Genomic DNA, 15,692 nt, shown 5'->3' on the forward strand with positions numbered 1-15,692 from the left:
AACCGGTTGAATTCGAAAGCCTATCTCATGTCGACCAGGCCACGCCTGATGGCTTCCCGCGTTGCTTCGGCCCGCGACGACACGCTGAGCTTCTGGTAGATGGCCTTCACATAATCGCTGACGGTATGTTCCGACAGTCCAAGTTTGCGGGCGATTTCGCCGTTGCGCTGTCCGGTGCCGATCTCCTTCAACACTTCGGTTTCCCGGCGCGAAAGATGGATGAACTCGCCGTTCGGCTCCGCTGCCGCAGGCTGGTTGGATATGGCCTTCACGCGCGCCACCAGATTGAGCCGGGCGCGGATCGTGAGGATGAGGACATCGAAATCGATGGGCTTGGTCAGGTAATCGTCGGCACCGGCTTCCCTGCCGGCCAGCTCGTGGCTGCGGTCGGCAAGCGCGGTCAGGAACAGAAATGGCGTTCCGGCAAGGTCGGTGCGGGAACTGCGGATCTGTTCCAGAAATTGCAGGCCGTTGGTGCCGGGCATCAATATATCGCAGATGATGATGTCGGGCGTCGTCGTATCCAGCACGCGCAGCGCTTCGGTTGCATTGGCCGCGCCAATGGCGTTGAACCCCGAAGTGCCCAGTTCATCGATCAGTTCTTCCAGAATATGGGTTTCGTCCTCGATGCAGAGGACGGTCGGCTGGGGGAGGATTTCAGGCAGTCGCATGCTGGGCCACCTTTGGTAGAGTGAGGATGAATACCGTACCTTGTCCTTCAATCGAAGTGAAGACAAGCGTTCCGCCGTGCAATTCGGCGAGCGCGCGCGACAGGCTGAGGCCCAGGCCGGTGCCCGCCATGTGCGATGCGTTGCTGGCGCGGAAAAAGCGCGTGAATATGCGATCCGCTTCCTCCGCCGGTATGCCGATGCCGTGGTCGCGGACGATGCAGCGAAATTCGTTCTCGTCTTCTTCCGTGGCCACTTCGATGGGCTTGCCGGCGGGCGAATATTTGGTGGCGTTGCCAAGCAGGTTGACCAGAATCTGCTCGACCAGAATGCCGTCGCAGTAACAGAACGTCTCGCTGTCCTGAATGTCCGTCACCAGTTCCAGCTCGGGATGCAGCTCCTGATGATAGGCGCAGGTGTTGCGCACCAGTTCGGAGAAATCGACCGGCTGGCGGTTGATCTGGAACCCGCTTTCATCAAGGCGTTCCGCATTGGCTGTGCTTTCCAGAAGCAGGATCAGGCGGCGGCTGGCGTTGCGCATCCGCTTGGCCTTGTCGATGATGATTTCGGGCGTGAACTCGTCGGCGCGGCGGATGAAGCGCTGGGCGATGATGTCGATGATCGATACGGGCGTGCGGAACTGGTGCGAAACCGTGGTGATGAAGCTCTTGTAGAGTTCCTTGGCCTTGCGCTCGCTTTCCAGCGCCTCGCGCAGGGCGGCGGTGCGGTCGGCGACGGTCTGTTCCAGTTGCTGCTTGTACTCCTGCAATGCCTTGTGGGCGCGCTCGGCCTTGCGCATGTTGGAAACCACCTGCCAGGACAGGATGGCGCCCGTCGCCATGATGCCCAGCACCGCGAACATGATCAGGTAGATCGACTGCAATTGCTGGTCGCGCTGCGCGCCGCCACGGTCCTGCTCCACGATCGTCGCGTCATCGGCAACCTTGGTCAGTTCATCGCGCATGGGCACCAGCGCCCGATAGATGGCGAGCGGATCGAATTGTTCCGGCCCCGCCTTGATCATCGCCTCGATTTGGGGAAGCCGGTCGGTATTGCGCTGGATGATTTCGGCAGCGCCCGGAATGCGGGCGAAATATTTCTTCTGTGGCCCGTCGGCCAGAAGCGCGAAGCGGCTGTAAAGAACGTCGAGGCGAAGCGAGAGATCGGCGGTGTCGGTGCTCCCCGCTGGCATTGTCAGCGCCGTTTCGGCCAGGCGTCCGGCGTCGCGTTCGGTCTTGGTGATGGCCCAGACCATGTTCTCGCCCGTATAGGTCGCCAGCGATTTCTGGATCTGGAGAAGCTGGCTGAATGCATAAGCGAGCAGGGCCGCAAAACCTGCCATGACAAGGCCGGAGAGAATATAGCCCCGCTTGATTCTCATTTCGCCTCGATCTGCTTCACCTGCCATGCCCAGCGGTGATCATAGCGCGAATCGTTCAGTTCCTGATGCTGGTCACGCGGATAGACGATCCAGTATGGTCCCTTGTCGCGCAGGCTCAGCTCCCGGCCGTTCATCCTGCGCGCCACAAGGACATTGTACTTGTAGGCGTCCTCCAGCGGAATGCTGATACTGTAATCGTTGAGCGCAAGAATGGTGATCGAACGGTTGGGGACGTTTTTTCCGTCCACACCCACCGTTGCCAGCACGTCGCGCAGCAGCACGCCGTCGAAATTCTGCGGGCCTTCGGTCCAGGCGGTGTTGGTCTGCAACGTGTTCTGCGGCAACTGCGTGAAGTCGTCATTGCTCAATACGCGCGTCGTTCCATCGGGGGCGATGACGGTCAGCGTGATGGTCACCGTCGCAGGCGATGCAGCAGGAGCCGCGCCTGTGGAAAGGATGATTTGGCAGACGGCGAACAGCGCGATCAGTGCCGGGAGCGCCAGAAGACGCCGGAAAGCGAACATCCAGTTTGCGCGTGACACGTGAGGTATCTCCAGAAACGAACGAATGCGAATGCAGCGAAGCTTAAAAGGGAGGATGCCCGAAATTTCAAGAATCTCCTGAGTTTGGCGGACGAAAATCCCCTTCAAAAGCGTCAATTCGCACATAACACTGAAAAAGTCTGGTCCAATTTCAAATAAATATCAAACGGTTTCATAAAGTCTTTCAAAATCTACCGGCTGCTGAAAGTCATTGCCGGAAAAGTGGGGCAGTTCTTCTTTCTAACCCACCCCCCTGAATAGGGGAATTGTTTTTCGCTACTAGAGCGTCCACTAAATAACCGTCGGCCTGTTGGGGCTTAGGAGGCTGACGCAAAAAATTGGGCGGGGGCTGCTTATCGACCGCGGGGAGTCGGGGTCGATAGGCAGCCAAACCAGTCCGGACAGCGCGGAAGCGGCGATAACGGTTACTCTCGAAGCGAAGCGCTTCGAGCTACGAATAAAAACCGGTCCCGCATTCTGGGTCGCTTCCAGGGCAAAATGGCCGACAGGCATCTGGTCGAGCCTAGAACCTGCCGTTCAGGTTCCTCGAACAGAGCGAGCTTGCAACTCTTTCGCGTCCTTCATCTGAAGGGCGCGCTTTTTTTTGCCCTGTTTCAATTTCAGAAAAAGTGACGACCGGCGTTGCGGCGCGATCGTCACGAATCAGGATGGGCTATCCGGTTCCCGGCTTTTCCGGCGGTTATTTCTGTTCCGGAGCCGTTGTCTGGATGCTTGCAGTGGTCTGCGGCTTCTCCATTTTCGTGGAGGATTGAGCACTGTGATAGGTGCAGTCTGCCATCGCGGCTGTAACCGACAGAGCGAGGACAGCGGTAGTCACGAATACGACTTTCATGTCTGTCTCCCTATAATTTGGGTATGGCATTGCAGCGGGGAGTTTAGCAGAGCGGACCCCTCCTGTCGCATCACATCATCCCCAAAATGCCATTTGCCGCATTTTCGCCATGATTTTGTCGGGTCTTCGCCACAAGTTTTGGTGGGAAAAAGTCATGGTTTGCCGCGAAAAACGCATCCGGCGCGAAAATCGCGCCGGTTCACGGTTCTGCCTTGATTTGATTTCGGCCCGGTCAGGAGGCGCAGCGGTTGACCACGGCGCGCTTGCCGCCCATCGACAGGAACGAGATATGCAGCGTCTGGCCGACCGGTGAAATGGTGATGTTTTCCTTCGACTGCTGGCCGTTGGCCGTGCAGGACATGGAGACGGTAAAGGTGCCTTCGTAATTGTTCATCCGCGTGACGGAGCACTGGCTGTCGCGGCTGTCGAAACGCTCGCCGGAAATGGCGAATCGCTGGCCGTCAGGGCTGCACCAGTTGCCGGTGATGGGGGTGGGATCGACCGGCGGTCTGGCGGGGGAGGCGCTTGCCGAAGGACCGGGCGTCGTTTCGGAACATGCTGCCAGGGCGGTGGCAGCGAGGACGAGGGCAAGCAAACCGGACTTCTGCAACGATCTTCTCCTTCATGCAGCGGACAAAGCCTCCTCTTAAGAAACCGATTCGGGCGATATCGCGACGGCAACAGGCCAATCCACAATGAAGTAAGGGCCGGATTGCTCCGGCCCTTCTGTGGAAGGCGATGGAAGGAGACGCCGGGATTATTCCCCCGGCGCCAGATGCGGGGCCTCGATCTTGGCGCCTGCATGTTTCAACGGGCGCTCGCCGGAGAGCTTGCGGATCAGCACATAGAACACCGGCGTCATGAAGATGCCGAAGGCGGTCACGCCGATCATGCCTGCAAAGACCGCGATGCCCATGGCCGAGCGCATTTCCGCACCGGCGCCGGTCGACGTTACCAGAGGCACCACGCCCATGATGAACGCCATCGAGGTCATCAGGATCGGACGCAGACGCAACCGGCTTGCCTCGACCGCCGCCTGCACGACGCCTCGTCCTGAAAGCTCCAGCTCGCGGGCGAATTCCACGATCAGGATCGCGTTCTTCGCCGACAGCCCCACAAGGACTATCAAGCCGATCTGGGTAAAGACGTTGTTGTCGCCTCCCGTCAGCCAGACGCCGGTGAGCGCGGCCATGATGCCCATCGGCACGATCATGATGATCGACAGCGGCAGGGCAAGGCTTTCATACTGCGCGGCCAGAACCAGATAGACGAGCAGCAGCGCCAGCGGGAAGACGAGGAAACCGGAGCTGCCAGCCAGAATCTGCTGGTAGGTCAGATCCGTCCACTCGAAGGTGATGCCGGGTGGCAAGGTTTCCTCCGCGATCCGTTCAATGGCAGCCTGCGCCTGACCGGACGAGAAGCCGGGGGCCGGATTGCCGTTGATATCGGCGGAAAGGAAGCCGTTATAACGGATGGCGCGTTCGGCACCCACGGTCTGCTCGACTTTCAGAAGCGCCGACAGCGGGATCATCTCACCGGACTGCGAACGCACCTTCAGCTTGCCGATATCCTCGGCATGGCTGCGATAATTCGCATCGGCCTGAATGCGCACGCTGTAGGTGCGTCCGAAGGCATTGAAGTCGTTGACATAGAGCGAACCCAGATAAATCTGCAGGGTTTCAAACACGTCGGTCACCGCCACGCCAAGCTGTCGCGCCTTCACGCGGTCCAGATCGGCATAAAGCTGCGGCACGTTGATCTGGTAGCTCGAATAGAGACCAGCCAGTTCGGGCGTCTGATAGGCCTTGGCGAGAAACGCCTTGGTCGCATCGTCAAGCGCCTTGAAGCCAAGCCCGTTGCGATCCTCCAGCTGGAGCTTGAAGCCGCCTGTCGTGCCGAGACCCTGAACGGGCGGCGGCGGGAACATGGCGATGAAGGCATCCTGAATGGCGCCGTATTGCTGGTTCAGCTCCATGGTGATGGCATTGGCCGACAGTTCCGGGGTCTTGCGCTCCTCGAACGACTTCAGCGTCACGAAAACGATGCCGGAGTTCGACGAGTTGGTGAAACCGTTGATTGACAGGCCGGGGAAGGCGATGGCATTGGCCACGCCCGGATGCTTGAGCGCAATGTCGCTCATGCGGCGGATCACGTCTTCCGACCGGTCGAGCGTTGCCGCATCCGGCAATTGCGCGAAGCCGATGAGATATTGCTTGTCCTGCGCGGGAACGAAGCCGCCGGGCACCGCGCGGAACAGGACGAAGGTGACGCCGAGCAGCACGACATAGAGGCCCATGACCAGCGACTTGCGCGAGAGGATGCTGCCGACACCGCGTCCATAGGCTTCCGAACTTGCACCGAAGAAACGGTTGAAGCCACGGAAGAACCAGCCGAACAGCTTGTCCATGATGCGGGTGAGCCGATCCTTCGGCGCATCGTGGCCGCGCAGCAGCAGTGCCGCGAGGGCAGGCGAAAGCGTCAGCGAATTGAAGGCCGAGATCACCGTCGAGATTGCGATGGTGAGCGCGAACTGACGGTAGAACTGGCCCGTCAGGCCGGTGATGAAGGCAAGCGGCACGAAGACCGCGACCAGCACCAGCGCAATGGCGATGATCGGCCCGGACACTTCCTGCATGGCGCGATAGGTTGCCTCGACCGGTGACAGACCCTGTTCGATGTTGCGCTCCACATTTTCCACCACCACGATGGCGTCGTCGACCACGATGCCGATGGCCAGCACGAGACCGAAAAGGCTGAGTGCATTGATGGAGAAGCCGAACACATACATGACCGCAAACGTGCCGACGATGGAAACGGGAACGGCAACCAGCGGAATGATGGAGGCGCGCCATGTCTGCAGGAACAGGATGACGACGATGACCACCAGCACGATGGCTTCGAGCAGCGTATGGATGACCGACTCGATGGAAGCCTTCACGAACCCGGTCGTGTCATAGACGATGTCGAAATCCACGCCTTCCGGCATGGTTTTCTTCAGGTCCGCCATGGCCGCATGGACGTTTTCGGAAATGTCCAGCGCATTGGAACCGGGCGACTGGAACACGCCCATGCCGACCGCGAGCTTGTTGTCGAGCAGCGAGCGCAGCGAATAATCGGCGGCGCCCATTTCGACACGCGCCACATCGCCCAGCCGGGTGATTTCGCCTTCATTGCCTGACTTCACGACGATATTGGCGAATTCTTCCGGCGACTGGAGGCGGCCCTGCGCATTGACGGAAAGTTGCAGGTCGAGACCCGAGACGGACGGCGATGCGCCGATGACGCCGGCAGCGGCCTGAACGTTCTGCTGGCGGATGGCATTGGCGATGTCGCTTGCGGAAAGACCGCGTTCGGCGGCCTTCTGCGGGTCGATCCAGACGCGCATCGAATAATCGCCGCCGCCGAATATCTGCACCTGACCGACACCCGGGATACGGGCGATACGGTCCTTGACGTTCAGAACCGCATAGTTGCGCAGATAGTTCACGTCATAGCGGCCATCGGGCGAGATGATATGGACGACGAGCGTCAGGTCGGGCGAGCTCTTGGCAGTCGTGACGCCAAGCGTGCGCACCTCTTCCGGCAGGCGCGGCTCGGCCTGTGAAATACGGTTCTGCACGAGCTGCTGGGCCTGATCGGGATCGGTGCCGAGCGCGAAGGTGACGGTCAGCGTCATGACGCCATCGGCGGTCGCCTGGCTCTGCATGTAGAGCATGCCCTCGACGCCATTGATCTGTTCTTCAAGCGGCGTGGCGACGGTTTCAGAAATGACGGCGGGGTTGGCGCCCGGATATTGCGCGCGAACCACGATCTGCGGCGGCACGACTTCCGGATATTCCGAGATCGGCAGACCTGTCATGCCGATCAGACCGGCAACGAAGATCAGGACCGACAGAACGCCAGCGAAGACCGGCCGGTCGACGAAAAAGCGTGAGAAGTTCATCTGTTTATCCCCCTTAAGCGGGAAGGCAAAGACTCTCCCGGCCCGCGAAATCGGCAGATTTCGCGGGTTGCTGAGGCTGAGCATTTGCGGTTAGCGCGCGCTCAGGCGCGCCGTTTTAATTCAGTTTTTGGCAAGTGTTTCGGTGACGGGTTGCGGTGCGACGACCACGCCCGGACGAATGCGCTGCAGGCCGTTCACGACGATATTCTCGCCGGGCTTCAACCCGCGTTCGATGATGCGCAGGCCGTCATAATTGCGTCCCAGAACCACCTGCCGGTATTCGACCTTGTTATCGGCCCCGACCACGAAGACGAATTTCTTGTCCTGATCGGAAGCAATGGCGCGGTCGCTCACCACCAGCTTTTCATCCGGTTCCGGTTCGCCGAAGCGGATGCGGACAAACTGGCCGGGAATGAGCCTGCCGTCCGGATTGTCGATTGCGGCGCGAACGCGGATCGTGCCGGTCGTGGCATCGACCTCATTGTTGATGAGCTGGATATGACCGGAAATCGGGGTACCTTCATCGGAAGCGGTGCCGATCTGGACCGGAATGCGCTCGATGGCGTTTCCGCCGGGCGAGGCCGCAAGCTTGGCAAGCGCCTTGGTGACGACTTCCTCATTCGCGCTGAAGCTTGCATAGATCGGATCGACCGAAACCAGCGTGGTCAGGACCGGCGAGGCCGAACTTGCGGCAACCAGATTGCCTGCCGTTACTTCCAGCCGCCCGACGCGGCCTGAAATCGGCGCGCGCACTTCCGTATATTGAAGATCAAGCTCGGCGGTACGAAGGGCCGCCTTGGCTGAACGCAGGCTTGCCTGCGCCTCGTCATAGGCGCTGGACCGCTGGTCGAGGCCGCTCTGGGCGATGGTGCGGGTGGTGACGAGCTGGCGTCCGCGTTCCAGTTCCGTCTTGGCCAGCGCAACGCGGGCCTCTTCGGCTGAAACCTGTGCCTTCGCCTTTTCCACCGCCGCTGCATAGGGCTCGGGATCGATGGTGACGAGCAGATCGCCCTGTTTCACCAGAGCGCCCTCGCGGAAATGGGCTTTCAGGATTGCGCCGCCGACGCGCGGGCGAATTTCAACCCGGTCGATTGCTTCCAGACGGCCGGAAAATTCTTCCCAGGTCGCAATGCGGCGCGATTCCGCCCTGGCGACGGAAACCGGCACGGCAGGCGGGGGAGCGGAAATATCGGTTGCGGCATCGGCCTTGAGGTGGGGCGCGCCGAAGAGAATGGCGCCGCCGCCAGCTGCAGACAATAGGATACTCAGGCCGGCGCCCCATAGGGCCCGGCGGGCTGTAATCGATGTCATTGTTGTATCTCCTGCAGCATAACCCGACCGGAGAGGATCGGTCTGATTATGCTTTCAATCAAGGAGGTTAGAGCTTCGCTCTAACCGGTGGGGGCCGGCTTCATTGGGGCATCAGGTCAAAGCTTGGGAGGACTTTAAAACTGATGTCATGCTGCGATTGGCTTTGCTCCTGCCTGCCGGAAGAAATCGGAAAACAGGTCTACAAGTTTGTGCTCCTGTGGCGACCAGTCGGTGCCCGCCACCTTGTTTTCAGGTATCCAGCCGGCTTTTCCGGGCAGGACATGCGATTGGACCTTCACGCCCGCCTGACGAAGACGCTCGGCATAGGCCTGCGTTTCATCACGCATCGGGCACTGGGCGCTGGTGACAAGCAAAGTGGGTGCCAGACCAGCAAGACGGGTACACAAGGCGGGCGCGGCATAGGGGTGGGTGAAACCCGCACACTCGCCCAGATAATGCTGCCAGCCATCCGACATCGTCTTGACGGCGCTTTCCGGGCAATATTTGCGGAAAGACGCCGTGGCGAGGCAGGGGTCGAGCATGGGCGAAAGCAGTATCTGACCCTTGAGATCGGTCAGATATTGATCGCGCGCCATCAGGGCCACGCCGGCAGCAAGGTTGCCGCCCGCCTCTTCACCGGCGACGAACAGCATCGACTTCTTGTGCGCAAACTCCGGGCAACGCGCGCGCATCGAAGTCAGGATGGAATAGACTATCTCAAGCGCCGCCGGGAACGGGTTGAGACAGGCTGACGAATATTCCGGCGACACGACCACCGCACCCGCCTCGGCAAGTGTTTCGGCGACGCGCTCGCAGGCGCCCAGACAACTGGCCGAGAAAGCGCCACCGTGAAGGTGCAGCACCACCGGCGGCGGGGAGAGCAGCTTTGTTCCCCGGTAGATGCGCGCCTTGCAGGTGCAGTCGCCCGCCTGTCCATGGGCTTGACCATGAAGTCGCCCAGGAACCTGCAACTTCTCTACACTAAACTTCTCGCACATCTTTTCTGGCCTTCATGTATAAAGCGGTTCTGTCACACGGAATCGTCCAGACCGCCCTATCCATTCTATTTCCACGTATTTCCGAACGCAAAACCGTTTCACGCTTCCGGTCCGAAAATGATGCGTTTGGAGCAGGACACGCCTATATATGGTTCGCGCCTACGCTCCGGCTGTTTGCTGCGCCGCATTCATGCCTGTCAGGTGATCTCCACCGGGCTGCATGATGCGCCGGAGCATTTCTGTCGGAACGAAATCGTCGGAAATGCTCTGGCTGTCTTACGCAGGTCCTTGCCCCAAAACCGGTTCCCACTTTTTGGGGACATGCGTTAGCGGCAAACTGCCATGATCCGATATTATCATTGTCTATGAACTGGAATAGTCCCCTATAATTGGTTACACTGTCCAGAATCTCGAACAATAACGGCTTTTTGATAATGGACCAGCTTTCGGCCATGCGCGCCTTCCTCCGGGTTGTCGAAACCGGGAATTTCACGCGCGCCTCCGCCTCGCTCAACATGCCCAAGGCAACGATCAGCAATCTCATTCAGGGATTGGAAGCCCATCTTGGTACGAAGCTCCTCAATCGCACCACCCGCCGGGTTCTGGTGACGCCGGACGGCGCGCTCTATTACGAGCGCGCGGCCCGTTTGCTCGCCGATCTTGCCGAACTCGACGGCAGCCTGTCTAGCGCGCAGACCTTGCCCAAGGGGCGCCTGCGCGTCGAAATGGCGGGCGCGGTCGCCAATCTCATCATCATTCCGGCGCTGATGGAGTTTCACCAGCGCTATCCCGATATCCAGATCGATCTCGGCGTGTCGGACCGGCCCGTCGATTATGTGGCGGAGAATGTCGATTGCGCCATTCGCATCGGCGAGCTGTCCGACCAGTCGCTGATCGCGCGCCGCATCGGTGACATGCATTTCATCGCCTGCGCTTCCGCCGAATATCTCGACCGTTGCTCCACGCCGCTTCACCCGTCGGACCTCAGCCGTGACTGTACTGTGGTCGGCTATTTCCGGCCATCGACCGGCCAGCAGATGCCGTTCCGCTTCAGGAAGGGGACGGAGGAGATCGAGGTCAACGGGCGCTATGTGGTGGCGGCGAACGAATCGACCACCTATCTTGCCGCCGCGCGGGCCGGGCTTGGCGTGGTGCAGGCGCCCTTGTTCATGGTGAAGGACGACATCGCCAGCGGCACGCTGCGCCCCGTCCTGCAGGAGTGGGAAATCGAGCCGATGCCGATCTATCTGGTCTATCCGCCCAACCGGCATCTGAGCAACCGCCTGCGCGTCTTCGCCGACTGGGTGGTCAAGACCGTCGCGAGGTCTCAGCTCAACGGGAGTTAGCGTGCGCAGCGCCGCTTGTTGAGCCGGACCTTGATCTTGTCGGGAGAGGTGCTTTTCGCCTTGTGGCCGGAGGAGACGATATGCGCGCGCACCGTGCAGTCGCCGGCCAGCACCTCGAAATTGTTGGAGCGGATATACATCACCGTATTGATCGGCTGGCCGGGCAACTTCTGTGCCACGGCGTTGACCACCGCTGTGACTTCCCTGGCGCGCTGGCTGGAGCTGCCGTCGCTGGCGGCGAGCGCCGGGCTCTGCGCGGATGAAAATGCGAATATGCCCGCAAACAGAAAAGCAGTCTTAGCTTTCTTCATTGGCATGGCCTCCGATTGAGCTGGAATTGAATGGACCAACATAGGCCCCAATTGCGTCAATACCAGTACCGGACCAATACCTTTTAACGGTTCTTTGTCTCGCTTACGCCGTTTGCGATGCGCTTGATCGTGGTCGCGGCCAGAAGCAGGCAAAGGAGCGGCTGCAGCCAGAACATCCAGTCCGGCAAGGTGCCGTCGATGGCGATCCAGGCGCCAAGCACGCCGAAGACCACGGCGCGGTCGCTCTTGCCCATCGGGCCATCATAACGGCGGCTCTCACCCACGGAAGCCCCGGCAAGACCGGCAAATTCCGTCAGGGTGGCAAGGAATATGACCGCGAAAATCCACGGGCCGGTGAACGGGGCGACCAGCGCGAAAGGCGCATAGAGCGCCGCGTCGGAAACCACATCGCCGATCTCGTTGAGATAGGCGCCCAGCGTCGATTTCTGCCCATGTTCGCGCGCCAGCATTCCATCGACGGCGTTCAGGGCCATGCGCAGGAACAGCCAGACCGGGACGAGCGCAAACCATGCCGCATTTCCGCTCCACGCCAGAAAAGCCCCAAGTATGATCGAGACGAGCGCGGCGGCGACTGTAACCTGATTGGCGGTTACACCGCCTGCGGCAAGTCGCACGACCAGCGGCCTCAGTAAATTCTGGAAACGCGACTTTAGTTGATAAACGGACATCAAGAATCTCTTGGGAAACGAAGAATAAGTATTGGACAGCTATTTGCGGTTCGCTCCAGCTCGTTTAAGCAAACATTTTGTTTCACTCAATAGAAATTGGGGGCAGCCGCCTCGCGAGGAAACGCTGGAGAGGGATGCATGGACGAGCAGGCAGTAAAACCGCATCGCGTGGCGCAGGAAAGCCGGTTCGCGACCCATGACGGCACGTCGCTGTTCTACCGTTTCTGGCCGGCGCTTTCCGGCAAGCCGAAGGGCGTCATCGTCCTGCTGCATCGCGGGCACGAGCATAGCGGCCGCGTCGCGCACCTCGTCGATGAGCTGGGGCTGGACGACTACGCCTTCTATGCCTGGGATGCGCGCGGCCACGGCCAGTCGCCCGGCGTGCGCGGCTTCTCGCCATCCTTCGGCGCGTCGATCCGCGATCTCGATTGTTTCGTCACCCATATCCGGCAGGAAACCGGCGCGGCCATCGAGGACGTGGCAATCATCGCGCAGAGCGTCGGCGCGGTGCTTGCTGCCGCATGGGTGCATGACTATGCGCCGAATATCCGGGCGCTGGTGCTGGCTTCGCCCGCCTTCGACATCAAGCTCTATGTGCCATTCGCCAAGGAAGGCATCGGCCTGTGGCAGAAGCTGAAAGGCACTTTCTACGTCAATTCCTACGTCAAGCCGCAATTCCTGACCCACGATCCGGAACGCATCGAATCCTATGGCACCGATCCGCTGATCACACGGCCCATCGCATCGCATATCCTGCTGCAACTCTACGAGACGGCCAAGCGCGTGGTGGACGATGCGCGGGCGATTACCGTTCCGACGCAACTGCTCATCTCCGGCAGCGATTTCGTCGTGCGCCCCGCGCCGCAACATCGCTTCTTCGAGAACCTCGGCAGCCGCATCAAGGAGCGGCACGTGCTCAAGGGCTTCTACCACGACACGCTGGGCGAGCGGGATCGCAAACCGGCCATCGAACGCATCCATGATTTCATCGAGGCGCGTTTTGCCGAAGCGCCACAGCGCGCCGACCTGACGGAAGCGCATATTGCAGGCCACACGCGTGACGAGGCGGACCGGCTGTCGACCCCGCTGCCGCTTCTGACGGCGCAGGGGCTTTACTGGGCGTCGACGCGTGCTTCGATAGCCTTCGGCGCACTGTTTTCAGAAGGGCTGAAAGTCGGCAGGCGCACCGGTTTCGATTCCGGTTCGACGCTCGATTACGTCTATGAGAATGAAGCGCGCGGTATTGGACCGGGCGGCAAGCTCATCGACAGACAGTTTCTGGAAGCTATCGGCTGGCGGGGCATCCGGCAGCGCAAGGTGCATCTGGAAGAACTGATCGGCGTGGCGATCAACCGGCTGAAGAGCGAAGGCCGCTCGACCAATATTCTTGATATTGCTTGCGGCCATGGCCGCTATGTCATCGATGCGGTGGTGCGCGCCGGCGCGATGCCGGACAGCATCCATCTGCGCGACTATTCGCCGATCAATGTGCTGGCGGGCAACAAGCTCATCCGGGATCGCGGGCTGGAATCCATTGCCCATATGGAAGAGGGCGATGCTTTCAACGAGGAAAGCCTTGCCGCTGTCACGCCGCAGCCGGACCTTGCCATCGTGTCCGGTCTTTACGAGCTTTTCCCCGACAATGCACTGATCAATCGTTCGCTGTCGGGGCTTGCCCGCGTGCAGAAGCCCGGCGCACTGCTGATCTACACCAACCAGCCATGGCATCCGCAGCTTGAAATGATCGCGCGGGCGCTGACCTCGCATCGCGGCGGCGAGGCATGGGTGATGCGCCGCCGCACGCAGGGCGAGATGGACCAGCTTGTCGAAAAGGCAGGCTATCGCAAGATCGAACAGCGCATCGACCAGTGGGGCATTTTCACCGTCTCGATTGCGGAGCGGGTCGGAGACGGCAAGGCGTGACGGTGCATCTGACGGAACGCGAGGGATATTCGCGGCGGCCCGTGTTTCGTCGCGCCATTCTTTGGCTTCTGTTTCTCGCTCCCTTCTTCTACCTGACCTACGGTACGGCCAACTGGCTCGCATCGCAGCAAAGCCATGTGCCGAACCTTGCCTTCGCGTGGGAAAACCGGGTTCCGTTCATCGCGTGGAGCATCGTGCCCTATTGGTCGGTCAATCTGTTTTACGCGGTCGCGCTGTTCGTCAATGACAGTCCGGAACAGGTGGACGGGCTGGCAAAGCGTTATCTGACGGCACAGATTATCGCCGTTCTCTGCTTCGTCGCCTTTCCGCTGACGGCAACCTTCGTGAAACCGGCAACGGCGGGCATTCCGGGCTTCATGTTCGATGTGCTCGGCGGTTTCGACAAACCCTTCAACCAGGCTCCTTCGCTGCATATCGCGCTGCTGATCATCATCTGGGACCAGATGCGCCGCGAGATGGGTGATGCCGTGCGCGTGGTCTGGCATGTCTGGTGCCTGCTGATCGGCCTGTCGGTGCTGACCACCTATCAGCACCACGCGGTCGATATTCCGGCGGGCGCTTTGCTCGGCCTGTTTGCCCTGTGGCTTTTTCCGCGCAATGGGTCGTCACCATTCGCCGGTTTTCAGTTGACCACGAACCCGAAAGCGCGTCGGCTGGGTCTATATTATCTGGCGGGCGCTGTGCTTTTTCTCGCGCTCGGCATTCATGGCCTCAGCATGACCGGCTATGCGATCTTCTGGCTCTGGCCCGCAACCGCGCTGGCCATCGTGGCGCTTGGCTATTTCGGGGCAGGTGCTGGCATTTTCCAGAAGCAGACGGATGGATCGGTCAGCCTTGCAAGCCGCTGGCTCCTCTGGCCCTATCGTCTTTTTGCCGGGCTGAATGTGCGGTTCTGGACCCGCAAGCTGCCGCCGCATGTGGAGCTTGCCGACGGGGTGTTTCTGGGGCGTTTTCCTAAAGCCGCAGAACTTTCATCCTTTGCGACCGCCATCGATCTGGCCGCTGAAATGGTGCCGCCGCCGCATGACGCGGAATGGAAGAGCTTTGCCGCGATCGATCTGGTCGCGCCGCCATCGGAAAAAGTGCAACTGGCCGCCGATGCCGTTGAAGCGGCTCGCCATCACGGTCCGGTTCTCATCTGCTGCGCGCTCGGTTTCCAGCGCAGCGCCACGGTTGCGGTGGCCTGGCTCGTCTCGACTGGCCGCTTGGCCAATGCGCGAGAAGCAGAAACGCTGATCCGCGCCAAAGGCTGGCCGGTTCATCTGCATCTGGCGGGGGAGGCGGCATGAACGCGCCTGCATCCTCCACGGCGGTCTGGCTGCGCCGCAACGCCTTTTCCGGCATTGCCGTCGCGGTCGTTCTTCTTGCGGTCGCGCCCTTCCTGCGCCCGGTGCACGATCTGGCTTTCTGGCTGATCTGGCCGCTGCTGCTTGCAAGCGCGCTGATCGTGCTGGGTATCGCGGCGCATCTTCTGTTCGACGCAGCGCTTTTCCGCCTGATTGCGGCTTCCGGTGAAACGGGCCTGAACGAGGTGGACCGAATTCTGGAACGCATGGGCCTGCGCACCAATGCCGGTCCTGTTCGTCCGCTTGCGGCGAGGATCGAGGGTTCGCGGCGCATCGTGGGGCGCCTGCGGTTCTTCATGGGGGTTGGGATCGTGCTTTTCATTCTGCTGGCCGTGGTGCCATCGGGTCAGGGGCTGTGAC

The 15,692-nt window shown here is 60.5% G+C and carries 14 protein-coding genes; 4 read left to right on the plus strand and 10 right to left on the minus strand.

All coding sequences use genetic code 11. The features are described 5' to 3' along the window. Positions 1-20: 20 nt before the first annotated feature. The 8 genes from ACS5UA_RS06265 to ACS5UA_RS06300 all read right to left on the minus strand — a co-directional run bounded on the left by ACS5UA_RS06265 (position 21) and on the right by ACS5UA_RS06300 (position 9,696). Entirely contained in the window at positions 21-671 is a 651-nt protein-coding gene (locus ACS5UA_RS06265) for a response regulator transcription factor (protein ID WP_112701344.1), read from the minus strand. Then, positions 658-2,049, minus strand: a complete 1,392-nt coding sequence (locus tag ACS5UA_RS06270; protein WP_112701343.1) for a sensor histidine kinase — start codon at positions 2,047-2,049, stop codon at positions 658-660. Before ACS5UA_RS06270 ends, ACS5UA_RS06265 begins: the two co-directional genes overlap by 14 nt. Continuing rightward, positions 2,046-2,591, minus strand: coding sequence for a molybdopterin-dependent oxidoreductase (locus ACS5UA_RS06275; RefSeq protein WP_241084123.1), 546 nt, complete (start codon positions 2,589-2,591; stop codon positions 2,046-2,048). The genes ACS5UA_RS06270 and ACS5UA_RS06275 overlap by 4 nt, the downstream gene beginning before the upstream one ends. A 700-nt stretch (positions 2,592-3,291) precedes the next feature. Next, positions 3,292-3,444, minus strand: a complete 153-nt coding sequence (locus ACS5UA_RS06280; protein ID WP_155723819.1) for a hypothetical protein — start codon at positions 3,442-3,444, stop codon at positions 3,292-3,294. 232 nt (positions 3,445-3,676) lie between these two features. Next, positions 3,677-4,054, minus strand: a complete 378-nt coding sequence (locus ACS5UA_RS06285; RefSeq protein ID WP_112701340.1) for a hypothetical protein — start codon at positions 4,052-4,054, stop codon at positions 3,677-3,679. 147 nt (positions 4,055-4,201) lie between these two features. Further along, positions 4,202-7,387, minus strand: a complete 3,186-nt coding sequence (locus ACS5UA_RS06290) for an efflux RND transporter permease subunit (protein ID WP_006472072.1) — start codon at positions 7,385-7,387, stop codon at positions 4,202-4,204. 120 nt (positions 7,388-7,507) lie between these two features. Continuing rightward, on the minus strand, positions 7,508-8,698 hold the full coding sequence (locus ACS5UA_RS06295; RefSeq protein WP_443101234.1) for an efflux RND transporter periplasmic adaptor subunit: 1,191 nt from the start codon (positions 8,696-8,698) through the stop codon (positions 7,508-7,510). Between the two features lie 146 nt (positions 8,699-8,844). Next, positions 8,845-9,696 carry an alpha/beta hydrolase gene (locus ACS5UA_RS06300; protein WP_112701339.1) on the minus strand — a complete coding sequence of 284 codons (852 nt, stop codon included), beginning with the start codon at positions 9,694-9,696 and terminating at the stop codon, positions 8,845-8,847. A gap of 434 nt (positions 9,697-10,130) precedes the next feature. Between ACS5UA_RS06300 and ACS5UA_RS06305 the strand changes: the two genes are divergently transcribed. Continuing rightward, entirely contained in the window at positions 10,131-11,042 is a 912-nt protein-coding gene (locus tag ACS5UA_RS06305; RefSeq protein ID WP_112701338.1) for a LysR family transcriptional regulator, read from the plus strand. On the opposite strand, the gene ACS5UA_RS06310 is transcribed toward ACS5UA_RS06305, so the two are convergent. Next, positions 11,039-11,353, minus strand: coding sequence for a hypothetical protein (locus ACS5UA_RS06310; RefSeq protein ID WP_006472074.1), 315 nt, complete (start codon positions 11,351-11,353; stop codon positions 11,039-11,041). The genes ACS5UA_RS06305 and ACS5UA_RS06310 overlap by 4 nt on opposite strands. Before the next feature lie 83 nt (positions 11,354-11,436). After that, positions 11,437-12,042 carry a CDP-alcohol phosphatidyltransferase family protein gene (locus ACS5UA_RS06315; RefSeq protein ID WP_112701337.1) on the minus strand — a complete coding sequence of 202 codons (606 nt, stop codon included), beginning with the start codon at positions 12,040-12,042 and terminating at the stop codon, positions 11,437-11,439. Positions 12,043-12,180: 138 nt separating this feature from the next. On the opposite strand from ACS5UA_RS06315, the gene ACS5UA_RS06320 reads away from it, so the two are divergent. From ACS5UA_RS06320 to ACS5UA_RS06330, 3 genes are read left to right on the plus strand one after another with little or no spacing between them, the layout of a single operon-like run. After that, positions 12,181-13,965 (plus strand): bifunctional alpha/beta hydrolase/class I SAM-dependent methyltransferase, encoded by a 1,785-nt coding sequence (locus tag ACS5UA_RS06320; RefSeq protein ID WP_112701336.1) that lies wholly within the window; start codon positions 12,181-12,183, stop codon positions 13,963-13,965. Beyond that, entirely contained in the window at positions 13,962-15,275 is a 1,314-nt protein-coding gene (locus ACS5UA_RS06325; RefSeq protein ID WP_112701335.1) for a phosphatase PAP2/dual specificity phosphatase family protein, read from the plus strand. The genes ACS5UA_RS06320 and ACS5UA_RS06325 overlap by 4 nt, the downstream gene beginning before the upstream one ends. Beyond that, positions 15,272-15,691, plus strand: coding sequence for a hypothetical protein (locus ACS5UA_RS06330; protein ID WP_112701334.1), 420 nt, complete (start codon positions 15,272-15,274; stop codon positions 15,689-15,691). Before ACS5UA_RS06325 ends, ACS5UA_RS06330 begins: the two co-directional genes overlap by 4 nt. Position 15,692: the final 1 nt, after the last annotated feature.

The sequence above is a fragment of the Brucella sp. RRSP16 genome (genome assembly GCF_052246815.1).
Lineage (GTDB): Bacteria > Pseudomonadota > Alphaproteobacteria > Rhizobiales > Rhizobiaceae > Brucella > Brucella intermedia.

Excerpts from the sequence above, each read along its gene's own strand:
- ACS5UA_RS06265 (WP_112701344.1), bottom strand. The coding sequence starts at position 671 with ATGCGACTGCCTGAAATCCTCCCCCAGCCGACCGTCCTCTGCATCGAG.
- ACS5UA_RS06270 (WP_112701343.1), bottom strand. The coding sequence starts at position 2,049 with ATGAGAATCAAGCGGGGCTATATTCTCTCCGGCCTTGTCATGGCAGGT.
- ACS5UA_RS06280 (WP_155723819.1), bottom strand. The coding sequence starts at position 3,444 with ATGAAAGTCGTATTCGTGACTACCGCTGTCCTCGCTCTGTCGGTTACA.
- ACS5UA_RS06290 (WP_006472072.1), bottom strand. The coding sequence starts at position 7,387 with ATGAACTTCTCACGCTTTTTCGTCGACCGGCCGGTCTTCGCTGGCGTT.
- ACS5UA_RS06295 (WP_443101234.1), bottom strand. The coding sequence starts at position 8,698 with ATGACATCGATTACAGCCCGCCGGGCCCTATGGGGCGCCGGCCTGAGT.
- ACS5UA_RS06300 (WP_112701339.1), bottom strand. The coding sequence starts at position 9,696 with ATGTGCGAGAAGTTTAGTGTAGAGAAGTTGCAGGTTCCTGGGCGACTT.
- ACS5UA_RS06305 (WP_112701338.1), top strand. The coding sequence starts at position 10,131 with ATGGACCAGCTTTCGGCCATGCGCGCCTTCCTCCGGGTTGTCGAAACC.
- ACS5UA_RS06310 (WP_006472074.1), bottom strand. The coding sequence starts at position 11,353 with ATGAAGAAAGCTAAGACTGCTTTTCTGTTTGCGGGCATATTCGCATTT.
- ACS5UA_RS06315 (WP_112701337.1), bottom strand. The coding sequence starts at position 12,042 with ATGTCCGTTTATCAACTAAAGTCGCGTTTCCAGAATTTACTGAGGCCG.
- ACS5UA_RS06320 (WP_112701336.1), top strand. The coding sequence starts at position 12,181 with ATGGACGAGCAGGCAGTAAAACCGCATCGCGTGGCGCAGGAAAGCCGG.
- ACS5UA_RS06330 (WP_112701334.1), top strand. The coding sequence starts at position 15,272 with ATGAACGCGCCTGCATCCTCCACGGCGGTCTGGCTGCGCCGCAACGCC.